Consider the following 13,635-nt stretch of genomic DNA (forward strand, 5'->3'; position numbering starts at 1 on the left):
TTCCGGGGGGCGGGATTATTTGGCCATCGCGGCCTTCAGCTTCTCGACCTGTTCGATGCGCTGGCGGATGTTCTCGGGCTGGTTCTGGTAGACCGGCTTCATGACTTCGCGCCACTGGGCCAGCTCCTGCGGCGTCGGGTCGGCGAAGGTGACGCCGTTGTCGGTCATCAGCTTCTCGGACTGCGCGATGTTCTCGACGGTATGGTCGTAGTTCCATTTCTCCGTCAGGCGCATGGCTTCCTCGAGCACCTTGCGGTGTTCCTCGCTGAGCGACTCCCAGCGGCGGTCGTTGACCACCACGCCATAGCCGCCGACGAACAGCGTCATGCGGGTCCCGCCCTTGACCACCTCGTACCAGCGGCTGGGCGCGGCGAACGTGATGGCCGACACCACGCCCTCGATCAGTCCTTGCTGCAGCGACACATAGACGTCGGGCGCGGGCAGCGAGACCGGGATGCCGTTGGCCGCGCGTATGCCGGCTTCCAGCGGCGCCGAGGGGAAGATGCGGATCTTCTTGCCGGCCAGGTCGGCGGGCTTTTCCACCGGCTTGCCGCGCACGAACACGTAGCCCGGGCCGTCATGCCAGATGCCCAGCCCGTGCAGGCGGTTGCGCTTGAGGCCGGCCAGCATCTCGCGGCCGAGCTCGCCCTGCACGATGCGCATGCCCTGCTGGGCGTTGTCGAACAGCATGGGCATGTAGAAAACGTCCCAGCTGTTGTCGATCGGGATGAAGTAGCTGGTCTGCGGCGCGATGATGTCGACCTGGCCGCGCATGGCCGCGCGCACCTCGTCCTTGGTGGGAATGAGCTGGGCGCTGGGGAACACCTCGATCTTCAGGCTGCCGCCGCTCAACTGCGCGACCTTCTCGGCGAAGTAGTTGGCGGCGCGGCCCTTGGCCTGCGTTTCGGGCGCCTCGTGCGAGAACTTCAGCACCACGGGATCGGCCGCGGCGGCCAGGCCGGGTAACGCGACCAGTTCGCACGCCAGCGCGGCGGCGCAAAGGATTTTCCAGTATTTCATCGTTTTCCCCTGGGAATGGTATGTGGACTCGTTGCTCGATGATGGTTGAACTGCGTTCGATGCCGGCCGCAGCGGCCGGTCAGAACACCCCTTGCGCGCGCAGGCGCTCGAGGTCGGCCGGCTGGTAGCCCAGCTCGGCCAGGATGGCTTCGCTGTGCTCGCCCCATTGCGGCGCGCCGGCCGTCACCTCGGCCGGCGTGCGCGACAGCACCACCGGCTGGGTGATGACCGTCACGTCCTGATCGACGCTGGTCGGCACCGTGACCGCCACGTTCAGGTGCCGCACCTGTTCGTCGGCGATGACCTGCGGAATCGTGTAGACCGGACCGGCCGGCACGCCCCCTTCGTTCAGCACCCGGACCCAATGCTGCACGTCGTGGCGCGCGAAGATCGGCGCCAGCACGTCGTTGAGCATGGCACGGTTGCGCACGCGCAGCTTCTCGCTGCCGTATTCGGGCACCTCGACCAGGTCCTCGCGGCCCAGGATGCGGCACAGGCGCTGCCAGGTGCCCTCGCCCGACGAGCCCAGGTTGAACGGACCGTCGCTGGCCTGGTACAGGCCCATGGGCGAGCTGGTCGGGTGGTCGTTGCCCACCGCGACCGGCACATCGCCCTCGTTCAGGTAGCGGGCCACCTGGAAATCCAGCATGGCGATCAGGCTGTGCAGCAGGGACGCCTGCACCCATTGCCCCTGGCCGGAACGCTGGCGCTCGATGACCGCCATCAGGATGCCCATGGCCGCGTACATGCCGGCGCCCACGTCCGCCACCGCCAGGCCCGCGCGCATGGGCTTGCCGCCCGGCTCGCCGGTGATGGACATCAGCCCGCTCAGGCCCTGGATGATCTGGTCGAAGCCCGGGCGCCGCGCATACGGGCCGGACTGGCCGTAGCCCGAAATGCTGGCCAGGATGATGCGCGGGTTGATGCCGCGCAGCGTCTCGTAGTCCAGCCCCAGGCGCGCCTTGACGTCGGGGCGCCAGTTCTCGACCACCACGTCGGCGGTCTCGACCAGCTTGTAGAGAATCTCGCGGCCCTGAGGGTATTTCAGGTTCAGCGTGAGCGAGCGCTTGTTGCGGTTCAGGTTCTGGAAATCCCCGCTCATGCGGTCGGCCGCGAACATGGCCTCGTTGGGATCGACCCCCCGGGGCGGCTCGATGCGGATCACGTCCGCGCCGAAATCGGCCAGCATGCGCACGCATGCGGGGCCGGCGCGAACGCGGGAAAGATCGAGAACGCGAATCTGGGACAGAGGCTTGGAGCCGGACATGGTCAGGGAATCCTTAATGTGACGCCTTGGGAACAGGCGCGGACCGCCGCTGGCGCGCGGCGATCTTCCACCTGGATGAGAATTTCCCAAAGCCTTATAAATATTTTTTACTGCATCTTCGATATATTTTATAGCATGCTAATCTATATGCACGCATCCAAAAAATATCGGGGTTTCTACTGATGCGGGAGAAAAATGAAGGTCAGCGACAGAATTCGGATCGACATCGAACGGCAACTCCAGGACGGCACGCTGTTGCCGGGCGACCCGGTTGACGACGGCAAGCTGGCCGCGCAGCACAATGTGTCGCGCACGCCGGTGCGCGAGGCGCTGCTGCAGCTGCAGGCCCAGGGGCTGCTGACCAGCCTGCCGCGCGGCGGCATGGTGGTGGCCAAGATGGACGTGCAGCAATTGCTGTCCATGTGGGAGCTGCTGGCCGAGCTGGAAAGCCTGTGCGCCCGCTACGCCTGCGAGCGCATGACCGACGAGGAGCGCGCCGTGCTCAGGCAGCTGCACGAGGAAGCCGCCCCCATCGTCGAAACCAACGACGAAGTGGGCTGGCAGGAAATGAACCTGGCCTTCCACGAAGCGCTGTACAAGGGCTCGCGCAATCCCTACCTGCGCCAGGAAATCCTGCGCATGCGCACCCAGACCGGCGCCTATCGGCGGCACGCCTTCGGCGCGGTCGGACGCATCCCGACCTCCTACGGACACCACCAGCTGGTGCTCGACGCGGTGCTCGCCAACCAGCCCGCCCAGGCGGCCAAGGCCATGTTCGAACACATGAGCCCGGGGCACGGCACGCGCGGGGTGGCCGACATGATCGTCAACATGCCGCGCTCGCTGCTCAGCTGAGGCCGCGCGGCGGGCAGGCGCCAGGGCGCCACATTTGTTACTCCCTGGCGGCGGCCGGCGGTGCCACACTGTTTCGGGGCCGCGCGCATGCGGCGCGCGGCCTGGCCCGAACCAGGAGACGCATCATGACCCGTCCAGCCGGAACTTCCACCTCCCCACCCTCCCCGCCCGCCATGGACACGCCGCCGGTGGTGTCCGCCCAGGAATGGGAAGCGGCGCGCGAGCGCCTGCTCGCCAGGGAGAAAGCCCACACCCGCGCCCGCGACGCCCTGGCCGCCGAGCGCCGGCGCATGCCCTGGATGGCGGTGCGGGAAAGCTACGCCTTCGAAGGTCCCCAGGGGCCGGCCAGCCTGCTCGACCTGTTCGAGGGGCGGCGCCAGCTCATCGTGTACCGCGCCTTCTACGAGCCGGGCGTCTACGGCTGGCCCGACCATGCATGCCGCGGCTGCTCCATGGTGGCCGACCAGGTCGCCCACCTGGCCCACCTCAACGCGCGCGACACGACCCTGGCGTTCGCCTCGCGCGCGCCGCAGGCCGACATCGCCCGGCTGAAGGCGCGCATGGGCTGGGACATGCCCTGGTACACCATCACCGACGGCTTCGACGCCGACTTCGGCGTGCACGAATGGCACGGCACCAATGTGTTCATCCGCGAAGGCGCACGGCTGTTCCGCACCTATTTCGTCAACAACCGCGGCGACGAACAGATGGGCGGCACCTGGAACTACCTCGACATCACCCCGCTGGGCCGCCAGGAAGACTGGGAAGACTCGCCGGCCGGATATCCGCAGACGCCGCCCTACAAGTGGTGGAACTGGCACGACAGCTATGTGGCCGGCGCGCCGCCCGACCGTGAATGGGTCAGGGTGTCGCAGGCCAGCGATGAGGCATTGCGGCAGGACGGCAAGGCGCGTCCCTGAGCGCCGGCGCGCCCACGGTATGATTCATGCACCCCATGAATAACCCGTACCCGAACGGGAATGCCGCCATGCGGCAACCCGCCACGAGGAGGAGCAAGCCTTGGCTAGAATCCCGTACGCCGATCTCGGCAGCGAGCAGGCGCGCCCGCTGGTCGAGCGCATCGTCGCGGAACGCGGCAGCGTCCTGCACCTGTACCAGATGCTGCTGCACAGTCCGCCCATCGCCGAGGGCTGGCTCAACTACCTCACGGCGGTGCGCCAGAAGGCCAGCCTGAGCGGCGCGCTGCGCGAACTGGTGATCGTGCGCGTCGCGCAGATCAACGGCGCCCCATACGAGGCCGACCAGCACATCCCCATCGCGCTCAAGGAAGGCGTCAGCCAGGCGCAGATCGACGACCTGGCCGATTGGGAGGCCTCGAGCCGGTTCAGCGACAAGGAACGGCGCGTGCTCGCCCTGACCGAGCAGATGACCCGCCAGGTGCACGTCGACAAGCCGCTGATGGCGCAACTGGGCGAGGACTTCAGCCACCAGGAGCTCGTCGAGCTGGTGGCCACCGTCGCCGCGTACAACATGGTTTCGCGCTTTCTCGAAGCGTTCGGCATCCACAGCGACGATCCGCGCTGAGGCCCGCGCGGCCGGCGCGCACGCGCCGGCCGCGCGCGGCACCGCCCTCAGACTTGCGCCAGCGCCTGTTCCAGGTCGGCGATCAGGTCGTCGATATGCTCGATCCCGATCGACAGGCGCACCGTTTCCTCGCGCACGCCGGCCTTTTCGAGCTCTTCGGGGTTGAGCTGGCGGTGCGTGGTGGAAGCCGGGTGCGTGGCCAGCGACTTGGCGTCGCCGATGTTCACCAGGCGGGTGAACAGCTGCAAGGCGTCCTGGAAGCGCGCGCCGGCCTCGCGGCCGCCCTTCACGCCGAAAGTGAACAGGCCGGGGGCCTTGCCGCCCATGTACTTGCGCACCAGCGCATGGTCGGCATGGTCGGGCAGGCCGGCATAGTTGACCCATTCGACCTTGGGATGGTCGCGCAGGAACCCGGCCACCTTGACCGAGTTCTCGACGATGCGGTCCACGCGCAGCGCCAGCGTCTCGATGCCCTGCAGGATCTGGAAGGCGTTGAACGGCGAAATGGCCGCGCCGGTATTGCGCAGCGGCACCACGCGGGCGCGGCCGATATAGGCCGCCGCGCCGAACGCCTCGGTGTAGACCACGCCGTGGTAGCTCACGTCGGGCTCGTTCAGGCGCTTGAAGCGCGCCTTGTGCTCGGCCCAGGGAAACTTGCCCGAATCGATGATGGCCCCGCCCAGGCTGGTGCCGTGCCCGCCCAGGTACTTGGTGAGCGACTGCACCACGATGTCGGCGCCGTGCTCGATGGGGCGCAGCAGGTAGGGCGACGGCACCGTGTTGTCGACGATCAGCGGCACGCCATGGCGGTGCGCGATCTCGGCCAGCGCGGCGATGTCGGTGACGTTGCCCAGCGGGTTGCCCACCGACTCGGCGAAAATGGCCTTGGTGCGCTCGTCGATCAGCGCCTCGAACGAAGCCAGGTTGCGCGGATCGGCGAAGCGGGTCGTGATGCCGTACTGCGGCAGCGTGTGGGCGAACAGGTTGTACGTGCCGCCATACAGCGTGCTGGACGACACGATGTTGTCGCCCGCCTCGGCGATGGTCAGGATCGCATAGGTCACCGCCGCCTGGCCGGAGGCCAGCGCCAGCGCGGCCACGCCGCCTTCCAGCGCCGCCACGCGCTGCTCCAGCACGTCGGTGGTGGGGTTCATGATGCGGGTGTAGATATTGCCCGGCACCTTCAGGTCGAACAGGTCCGCGCCATGCTGGGTGTCGTCGAACGCATAGGCCACGGTCTGGTAGATCGGCACCGCCACCGCGCGCGTGGTCGGGTCGGGCCGGTAGCCCCCATGTACGGCGATGGTCTCCAGCCGCCAGCTGGGTTGCTTCGGTTCGCTCATTCTTGCTCCTCGGGATCGATGGTGTGTGTATCGGGTTCGTGTCCGGACCGCCTTCCGCGCGGAAAGCAGCCCCTTGTCTTGTGTCCGGGCGCCCGGTGGCGGGCGCACGTAACCATACCCCACAATGCCGGCAACCGCCCGGTTTTCAGCGGCCTGGCCCGCCCTGGCCGGCACGCGGCGCGCGGGCCGCGCGGGCGCCGCGTCCGGCCGCCTGCGGCTGCTCGGGCGCGCCCTGCCCGAACAGCTCGCGCAGCGCCGCGGTAAAGCGCAGGGTGGCGCGCGAGCGCGGGCGATCCTTGGGGTAGATCAGGCACAGGCGCAGCTCCACCCGGGGCCGGAACGGCCGGAACACCACGTCCGGCAAGGCATACTGGTTCACCGCGGCCAGGTCCACCAGGCCGACGCCGACGTGCTCGGCCGCCATCAGGCAGGCCGCCAGCGATGAGTTCACCTCCACCGATACCTCGGGCACGAAAAGGCCCTGCGCTTCGCACGCCTGCTTGACCGCCACGCCGATGCGGGTGGTGCGGCCGGTGGACACTACCGCCACCGACGCCAGGTCATCCGGTCCCAGCGTCTTGCGCCGGGCCAGGGGGGCTGCGCGGTGCAGGGCGCAGACCACGTCCGAGCCCGCCAGGTCCTCCACGATCACGCCCGGATCCGTCACCGGCCCGTAGACCAGCCCGACGTCGACCTCGCGCCGCTCGACCCGCTCGATGGCGATGACGGTGGGCAGCGACTGGATGGTGACCTGCGTGCCGCCGCCATGGGCCTTGAGCCGCGCGATCGCGCGGGCCAGGTACACGTTGACCAGCGTGGGCGAGGCCGCGATGGCCAGCCGCCCGGCGCGCCCGCCCCGCATTTCCTCGACCAGACGGTTGAGCGTGCCGATACGGCCGAAGATTTCCTGCACGTCGGGAAACAGGTCATAGGCCTCGGGTGTGGGCTGCAGCCTGCCGGCGATGCGCTCGAACAGTTTCAGGCCCAGCTGCTGCTCGGCATGGCGCAGCACGTTGCTGACCGCCGGCTGCGTCACGTTGAGCAGGTGCGCGGCGCCGGTCACGGACCCCGCCTGCATGATCGCGTAGAAGACTTCGATGTGCCGCAGGTTCATGGCTGGCGCTCCCCGTTCATCCCATCAGTTTGAGTGATAGAGTACCCAAAAATATTCATTAGCCACAAATACCCTGCAAGCCCAGAATTCGTTCGAACCCTAGCCAAACGAGGACGGACGAATGAACACCCCGAACCCGGCGCGCCTGCAGACGCGCCCCCTTACCCAGCACGGGCTGGGCATCGAAGTGCGCGGCGTCGATCTCGGCGCCGAACTCCCGGCGCAAGTGGCCCGGACGCTGCGCGCGCTGTGGAGCGAACATGCGGTGCTGGTGGTGCGCGACCAGCGGCTGGACCCGCCCGGCTTCCTGCGGGCGGCGGGCGTCTTCGGCGAGATACTGCCCCAGCAGCTGGGCAAGTTCTCGCTGCCCGACTACCCGCTGGTCGGCACCATCTCCAGCCGCGACCTGCCGATCCGCGACGGCAAGCTGCACGTGCGCGGCGAGAACTACCACACCGACCACTCGAACTTCCGCGAGCCGCCGATGGGCACGATGTTGCATGCCATCGAGCTGCCCTCGCACGGCGGCGACACGCAGTTCGTCGACGTGCGCGCCGCCTACGACGACCTGCCCGAACAGACCAAGGCGCGCATCGCGTCGCTGCGCTCCGACCATGTCTACGAAAGCAGCCGCAGTCCGCGCAAGATGGCCGCGCTGACGCCGCAGCAGCGCGCCGAGGCCGCCTCGTCCAGCCAGCCGCTGGTGATCGTGCACCCGGTCAGCGGCCGCCCCGCGCTGTACCTGAACACCGGCCGCATGGAAGGCGTCGACGGACTGCCCGAGGACGAAGGTTTCGCGCTGATCAACATGCTGTACGAACACGCCACCCAGCCGCGCTACGAGTACCGCCACCAATGGCGCAAGGGCGATTTCGTGCTGTGGGACAACCGCAGCGTCATGCACCAGGCCAACGCCGACTTCGATCCGCGGGAGCTGCGCTTCCTCTATCGCCTGATGCTCAAGGGCGACGCGCTCGAGGGGCTGCAATGAGCGCCGCCCGCGAACGCCCCTTGCGCATCGGCGCGGGCGCCAGCTTCGCCGACGACCGGATCGCGCCGGCGGTGGAGCTGGCCGAGCGCGGCGAACTGGACTACCTGGCGTTCGAGTGCCTGGCCGAGCGCACCGTGGCGCGGGAAAACCAGTCGCGGCTGAAGAATCCCAGCCTGGGCTACACGCCCAGGCTGATGGACCGGATGAGCCAGGTGTTGCCGGTGGCGCTGCGCAAGGGCGTGAAAATCATCACCAACATGGGCGCGGCCAATCCCATCGCGGCGGTCGAACTGGTGCACGAGTTCGCGCGCGCCCAGCCGGTCGGCCCGCTGCATTCGGCCGCCGTGCTGGGCGACGACGTGACCGAGCAGTTGCGCGGCCAGCCCGGCCTGCCGCTGCTGGAGTCCGGCGCGCCGCTGGAGGAATTGCTGCCGCGCATGGTCAGCGCCAACGCCTACCTGGGCGCCGACGTGATCGTGCGGGCGCTGGCGACCGGCGCCCAGCTGGTGGTGACCGGACGGGTGGCCGACCCGTCCCTGTATCTGGCCGCCGCCATGCATCACTATGGCTGGTCGTACACCGATTGGACGCGCCTGGCGGCGGGCACGGCGGCCGGCCACCTGCTCGAATGCTGCGCGCAGGTCAGCGGCGGATGCTTCGCCGCGCCGGGCCGCAAGGCGGTGCCCGACCTGGGACGCCTGGGCTTCCCGTATGTCGACATGCAGCCCGACGGGTCGTTCGTCGTCAGCAAGCTGCAGGACAGCGGCGGCCGCGTGGACCTGGCCACCTGCAAGGAGCAGCTCATCTACGAAGTGCACGACCCGGCGGCCTACATCACGCCGGACTGCGTGCTCGACATCACCGGGCTGGAAATGCGCCAGGAGGGCGAGAACCGCGTGCGCATCGCGGGCGCCCGGGCGCGCCCGCGCACCGACACCTACAAGGTGACCGTCGGCTATACCGACGGGTATATCGGCGAAGGGCAGATTTCCTATGCCGGCATCGACGCCGTGGCGCGCGCCGAAATGGCCGCGGCCGCCGTGCGCCAGCGCCTGGACGACGCCGGCCATCGCTACGGCGAGATGCGGGTCGACCTCATCGGCATCGACAGCCTGCACGCCCGGCGCGCCCTGGACGCCGACCCGTACGAAGTGCGGCTGCGCATCGCCGCCCGCACGACCGACCGCAAGGCGGCCGAGGCGGTCGGCTTCGAGACCCGCGCGCTGCACGTCAACGGCCCGGCCGGCGGCGCCGGCGGCTCGGACCCGGTGGTCCGGGAGGTACTGGCCGTCCAGTCGGTCCTCATCCCGCGCGGCCAGGTCGATCCCCAAGTCACCATCCGGGAGTTCCGCACATGATGCGCGTCAATGACCTGGCCCATGGACGGGCCGGCGACAAAGGCAATACGTCCAATATCTCCGTCATCGCCTTCGACGAGGCCGGCTGGCGGATCCTGCGCGAGCAGCTGACCGAGGCCGTCGTCGCGCGGGCCTTCGCCCACGTGGCCTCCGGCCCCGTGATCCGCTACGAGCTGCCCCGCCTGCAGGCGCTCAACTTCGTCATCCACGGCGCGCTGGGCGGCGGCGTGACCCGTTCGCTGGCGCAGGACGCGCACGGCAAGTCGCTGTCGTCGCTGATGATGACCATCGAACTGCCGGGGACGCCATGAGCCAGCCGACCACCTATACCGTCGCATTCATGGACGTGCTGGCCCCGGCGGTGCAGCGCGTGATCCTGTCGGTGTTCCGGCCGCCCTTCGAGGTGCGGTTCGCGGCCAATTACGACGACCGGCACCAGCTGGCGCTGTGCCGCGAGGCGGACTTCCTGGTCCCCGGCTGGGCGCGGCTGACCGCCGGCATGCTGGAGGCCGCCACGCGCGTGCGCGCGGTGCACAAATGGGGCATAGGCGTGGACCGCATCGACGTCGACGCGGCGCGGCGGCTGGGCATTCCGCTGGCCATCACCGCGGGCTCGAACGCCGGCCCGGTCGCCGAACTGGCGGTGGCGCTGATCCTCGGGGTGTATCGGCGGCTTTGCTACGTCAACCGCGAGATGCGCGCCGGGCAGTGGCCCAAGGCGGAAATGCGCGAATCCTGCTTCCAGATACACCGCAAGACCATCGGACTGGTGGGATTCGGCAACATCGGCCGCAAGCTGGCCCGCCGCCTGTCCGGCTTCGAGCCCGACGCCATCCTGTACTGCGACCAGCAGGCCGCCCCCGCCGAGGTGGAGCGGGCGCTGGGCGCGCGCCGGGTCGAACTGCCCGAGCTGCTGGCCGCCAGCGACATCGTCAGCCTGCACCTGCCCTGCACCGCCAGCACCCGGCGCCTGATCGACGCCGCCGCGCTGCAGCACATGAAGAAAGGCGCGGTCCTCATCAACACGGCGCGCGGCGAACTGGTCGACGAAGCGGCGCTGGCCGAGGCGCTGCAGCGCGGCCACCTGCTGGGCGCCGGCCTGGACGCCTTCGACCCGGAACCGCCCGACCCGGCCAACCCGCTGCTGGCGCTCGACCAGGTGGTCGTCACGCCGCATGCCGGCGGCGGCGTGTTCGACAACGTCGCGCCGGTGGCGGCCCACGTGCTGGGCAACCTGGAAAGGTTCGTCGCCGGCCAGCCCCTGCCCGCGCAGGACCTGATCGTCTCGGAAGACCGGAGGAAACCATGAGTACCGTCCCCACGCCCGACGCGCCGGCGGCGCTGGACAACCCGCTGATGGCGCGCCTGCGCGGCGGCGGCCTGGGCCTGTCCATGATCGTCAAGCAGGTGCAAAGCGTCGATATCGCCATCGCCGCGCACTCCGCCGGCTACGACGCCATCAACATCGACCTGGAGCACTCGGTGATTCCCGAGTCGGCCGCCGCGCAGATCTGCCTGATGGCGCAGCGCATGGGCGTCACGCCGCTGGTGCGCGTGCCGACCCACGACGCGCACGCCATCAACCGCATCCTGGACGCCGGCGCCCAGGGCATCGTTGCGCCGCACGTCGAGTCGGCCGAGCAGGCGCGCCAGGTGGCGCGCGCGGCGCGTTTCGCGCCCGCCGGCGAGCGCTCGGTCTCCAGCAGCTGGCCGCAGCTGGGCTACCGCAAGTACCCCGCCGCCACCGCGCGCAAGCTGCTCGACGACGCCACCACCGTCATCGTCATGCTGGAATCCCCGCAGGCCATCGAACAGGCCGACGCGATCGCCGCGGTGCCGGGCGTGGACATCCTGCACGTGGGCACCTCGGACCTGTGCGACGCGCTGGGCATTCCCGGCCAGTTCGACCATCCGCGCATCGCCGAATGCGTGGCGCGGGTCGCGCGGGCCTGCCGGCGCCACGGCCTGGTGGCGGGCTGCGGCGGGCTGGGCAACAACCCCGAGGTCATGGAATCCATGCTGGCGCTGGGCGTACGCTTCCTGACCGGCGGCAACGAATGGGCGTTCATGATGACCGAGGCGACGCGGCGCGCGCGCATGCTGCGCGCGCTGCGCCTGCCGGCGGACGACGGCGGCCGCCCGGCCGCTTGACGGCGATCGGCGACACAATAAGACAACACAAGGAGCTGGCATGCGAGTAGTGGCTGAAGATCTGTGGTTTCCGGAAGGTCCGGTGTGGGTGGGCGATGGCAGCCTGCTGGTGGTGGAGATCCGGCGCAAGACCCTGACGCGCATTTTTCCGGACGGCCGCAAGCACATCGTGGCCGAACTGGGCGGCGGCCCCAATGGGGCGGCGATGGGGCCCGACGGGTATTGCTACGTCGCCAACAACGGCGGCTTCGCTTTCCGGCAACGCGAGGATGGCCGCTGGGTCACCAGCGGCACGCCCGAGGACTACCGCACCGGGCGCATCGAACGCGTCGATATCGAAACCGGCAAGGTCGAAGTCCTGTACGACAGGATAGACGGGCGCAACATCCGCGGCCCCAACGACCTGGTGATCGACGCCGCCGGCGGCATCTGGTTCACCGACCCGGGCAAGACGCGCCATCGCGACTGGGACCGCGGCAGCATCTGCTACGCCACCATCGACGGCTCGCACATCGAGGAGAAGGTCTTCCCCATCCACAAGCCCAACGGCATCGGCCTGTCGCCCGACGGCCGGACCCTGTACGTGGCCGAAACCGAGACCGCGCGCCTGTGGGCCTGGGACCTGGCCGGCCCGGGCCGGCTCGCCGCGCCCGCCGCCGCCTCGCCGGCCTCGCCGCATGGCAGCCGGCTGGCGTACGCCAGTCCGGTCTACCAGCGTTTCGACTCGCTGGCGGTGCAGGCCGATGGCGCGGTCGCGATCGGCACGCTGGACCGCGGCGGCATCACCACGGTGCGGCCGGATGGCTCGGCCAGCTTCGTCCCGGTCGCGGGCGACACCCACATCACCAACCTGTGCTTCGGCGGCGAAGGCATGCGCAAGGCCTATGTGACCCAGTCGTACGCCGGCCGCCTGGTCGAGATCGACTGGGCCAGCCCCGGCCTGCGCCTGTTCGAGATCTGACCGCGGCGCGACCCACAATAATTCCGATAAAACCAGGAGACTACCCATGAAACGCGTTCTCAGGACCTTGCTGGCCATGGCGCTGGGCGCCTGTGCCGCCACCGCGGCCCATGCCCAGGCGGACTACCCGGCCAAGCCGGTGCGGGTGCTGGTCGGCTACGCCCCCGGCGGCGCCGCCGACCTGCATGCCCGTCTCATCGCCGAAGGGCTGCAGAAGCAGCTGGGCCAGCCGTTCATCGTCGAGAACCGCCAGGGCGCGGCCGGCGTATTGGCGGCGCAGGCTCTCAAGGCCCAGCCGGCCGACGGCTACACCCTGATGGTGGCGACCTCGGGGGCCATGGCGATCCCGCAGAACTTCCAGACCCTGCCCTACGATCCCCTGACCGACTTCATCCCGGTCGCCCAGGCCATCGCCAACGACCTGGTGATGATCGTCAACAACCGCTCGCCCGCCCACAACGCCGACGAGTTCGTCAAGCTGGTCAAGAGCGAGAACGGCCACTACAGCTATGGCGTGTCGGGCCATGGCTCGATCACCCACATCGCCGGCGAGCGCCTGAAGCGGGAGCTGGGCATCGACATGCAGGTCATCCCCTACCGGGGCGATTCCATGGCGTTCGCCGACACGATGGGCGGCTCGGTTCCGGCCTCGCTGGTGGCCATGCCTTCGGTGGCCCAGGCCGTCAAGGCGGGCCAGGTGCGCGCCCTGTTCGTCACCGGATCCAAGCGCCTGGCGCCCTTCCCCGACCTGCCCACCCTGGTCGAGCTTGGCCATCCGGACTTCGTCATGAGCTCATGGATCGCCCTGTTCGCGCCGGCCGGAACCCCCGCGCCCGTGGTCAGGAAGCTGTCGGACGCGGTGGGCCGCATCATGGCCGACCCGGAACTGGTCAAGTCGCTCGAAAGCACCGGCGCGCGCGTCGAGTACCGCGACCAGGCCAGCTTCGAGAAGTTCTTCCGCCAGGACGTCGACAACTTCGCGCGCATCATCCGCGACGCGAAGATCACGGCCAAGTAACGGCGCGCGGGC

At 69.2% G+C, this 13,635-nt stretch carries 14 protein-coding genes; 10 read left to right on the plus strand and 4 right to left on the minus strand.

All coding sequences use genetic code 11. The features are described 5' to 3' along the window. Nucleotides 1–15: 15 nt before the first annotated feature. A complete protein-coding gene (gene dctP / locus EL288_RS18910) occupies nt 16–1,020 on the minus strand; it encodes a TRAP transporter substrate-binding protein DctP (protein ID WP_003808804.1) in 1,005 nt (334 codons plus the stop codon). 79 nt (nt 1,021–1,099) lie between these two features. Next, the gene (locus EL288_RS18915; protein WP_003808803.1) at nt 1,100–2,287 is read right to left on the minus strand and encodes a CaiB/BaiF CoA transferase family protein; all 1,188 of its coding nucleotides are present in this window, start codon (nt 2,285–2,287) and stop codon (nt 1,100–1,102) included. Nucleotides 2,288–2,482: 195 nt separating this feature from the next. Between EL288_RS18915 and EL288_RS18920 the strand changes: the two genes are divergently transcribed. From EL288_RS18920 to EL288_RS18930, 3 genes are all read left to right on the plus strand, one after another. Beyond that, a complete protein-coding gene (locus EL288_RS18920; protein WP_003808801.1) occupies nt 2,483–3,142 on the plus strand; it encodes a GntR family transcriptional regulator in 660 nt (219 codons plus the stop codon). 125 nt (nt 3,143–3,267) lie between these two features. Next, nucleotides 3,268–4,062, plus strand: a complete 795-nt coding sequence (locus EL288_RS18925) for a DUF899 domain-containing protein (protein WP_003808798.1) — start codon at nt 3,268–3,270, stop codon at nt 4,060–4,062. Between the two features lie 100 nt (nt 4,063–4,162). Beyond that, complete coding sequence (locus tag EL288_RS18930; RefSeq protein ID WP_003808796.1) at nt 4,163–4,687, plus strand: carboxymuconolactone decarboxylase family protein; 525 nt, start codon at nt 4,163–4,165, stop codon at nt 4,685–4,687. Between the two features lie 47 nt (nt 4,688–4,734). Here the strand turns inward: EL288_RS18930 and EL288_RS18935 are convergent, their stop codons facing one another. Together EL288_RS18935 and EL288_RS18940 are read right to left on the minus strand one after the other, a co-directional pair. Beyond that, a complete protein-coding gene (locus EL288_RS18935) occupies nt 4,735–6,030 on the minus strand; it encodes an O-acetylhomoserine aminocarboxypropyltransferase/cysteine synthase family protein (protein ID WP_003808794.1) in 1,296 nt (431 codons plus the stop codon). Between the two features lie 145 nt (nt 6,031–6,175). Further along, a complete protein-coding gene (locus tag EL288_RS18940; protein ID WP_033459297.1) occupies nt 6,176–7,144 on the minus strand; it encodes a LysR family transcriptional regulator in 969 nt (322 codons plus the stop codon). A 121-nt stretch (nt 7,145–7,265) separates the two neighbouring features. Between EL288_RS18940 and EL288_RS18945 the strand changes: the two genes are divergently transcribed. From EL288_RS18945 to EL288_RS18975, 7 genes are read left to right on the plus strand one after another with little or no spacing between them, the layout of a single operon-like run. Further along, entirely contained in the window at nt 7,266–8,135 is an 870-nt protein-coding gene (locus EL288_RS18945) for a TauD/TfdA dioxygenase family protein (protein WP_003808787.1), read from the plus strand. Continuing rightward, complete coding sequence (locus EL288_RS18950) at nt 8,132–9,493, plus strand: acyclic terpene utilization AtuA family protein (protein ID WP_033452074.1); 1,362 nt, start codon at nt 8,132–8,134, stop codon at nt 9,491–9,493. The genes EL288_RS18945 and EL288_RS18950 overlap by 4 nt, the downstream gene beginning before the upstream one ends. Then, nucleotides 9,493–9,804 carry an AtuA-related protein gene (locus EL288_RS18955; RefSeq protein ID WP_033448261.1) on the plus strand — a complete coding sequence of 104 codons (312 nt, stop codon included), beginning with the start codon at nt 9,493–9,495 and terminating at the stop codon, nt 9,802–9,804. The genes EL288_RS18950 and EL288_RS18955 overlap by 1 nt, the downstream gene beginning before the upstream one ends. Continuing rightward, nucleotides 9,801–10,802 (plus strand): 2-hydroxyacid dehydrogenase, encoded by a 1,002-nt coding sequence (locus EL288_RS18960; protein ID WP_003808786.1) that lies wholly within the window; start codon nt 9,801–9,803, stop codon nt 10,800–10,802. Before EL288_RS18955 ends, EL288_RS18960 begins: the two co-directional genes overlap by 4 nt. After that, on the plus strand, nt 10,799–11,644 hold the full coding sequence (locus EL288_RS18965; protein ID WP_010926031.1) for an HpcH/HpaI aldolase family protein: 846 nt from the start codon (nt 10,799–10,801) through the stop codon (nt 11,642–11,644). Before EL288_RS18960 ends, EL288_RS18965 begins: the two co-directional genes overlap by 4 nt. Nucleotides 11,645–11,684: 40 nt before the next feature. After that, entirely contained in the window at nt 11,685–12,605 is a 921-nt protein-coding gene (locus tag EL288_RS18970; RefSeq protein WP_003808782.1) for an SMP-30/gluconolactonase/LRE family protein, read from the plus strand. Nucleotides 12,606–12,651: 46 nt separating this feature from the next. Beyond that, the gene (locus EL288_RS18975; RefSeq protein ID WP_003808780.1) at nt 12,652–13,623 is read left to right on the plus strand and encodes a Bug family tripartite tricarboxylate transporter substrate binding protein; all 972 of its coding nucleotides are present in this window, start codon (nt 12,652–12,654) and stop codon (nt 13,621–13,623) included. Nucleotides 13,624–13,635: the final 12 nt, after the last annotated feature.

The organism is Bordetella bronchiseptica (genome assembly GCF_900636925.1).
GTDB lineage: Bacteria > Pseudomonadota > Gammaproteobacteria > Burkholderiales > Burkholderiaceae_B > Bordetella > Bordetella pertussis.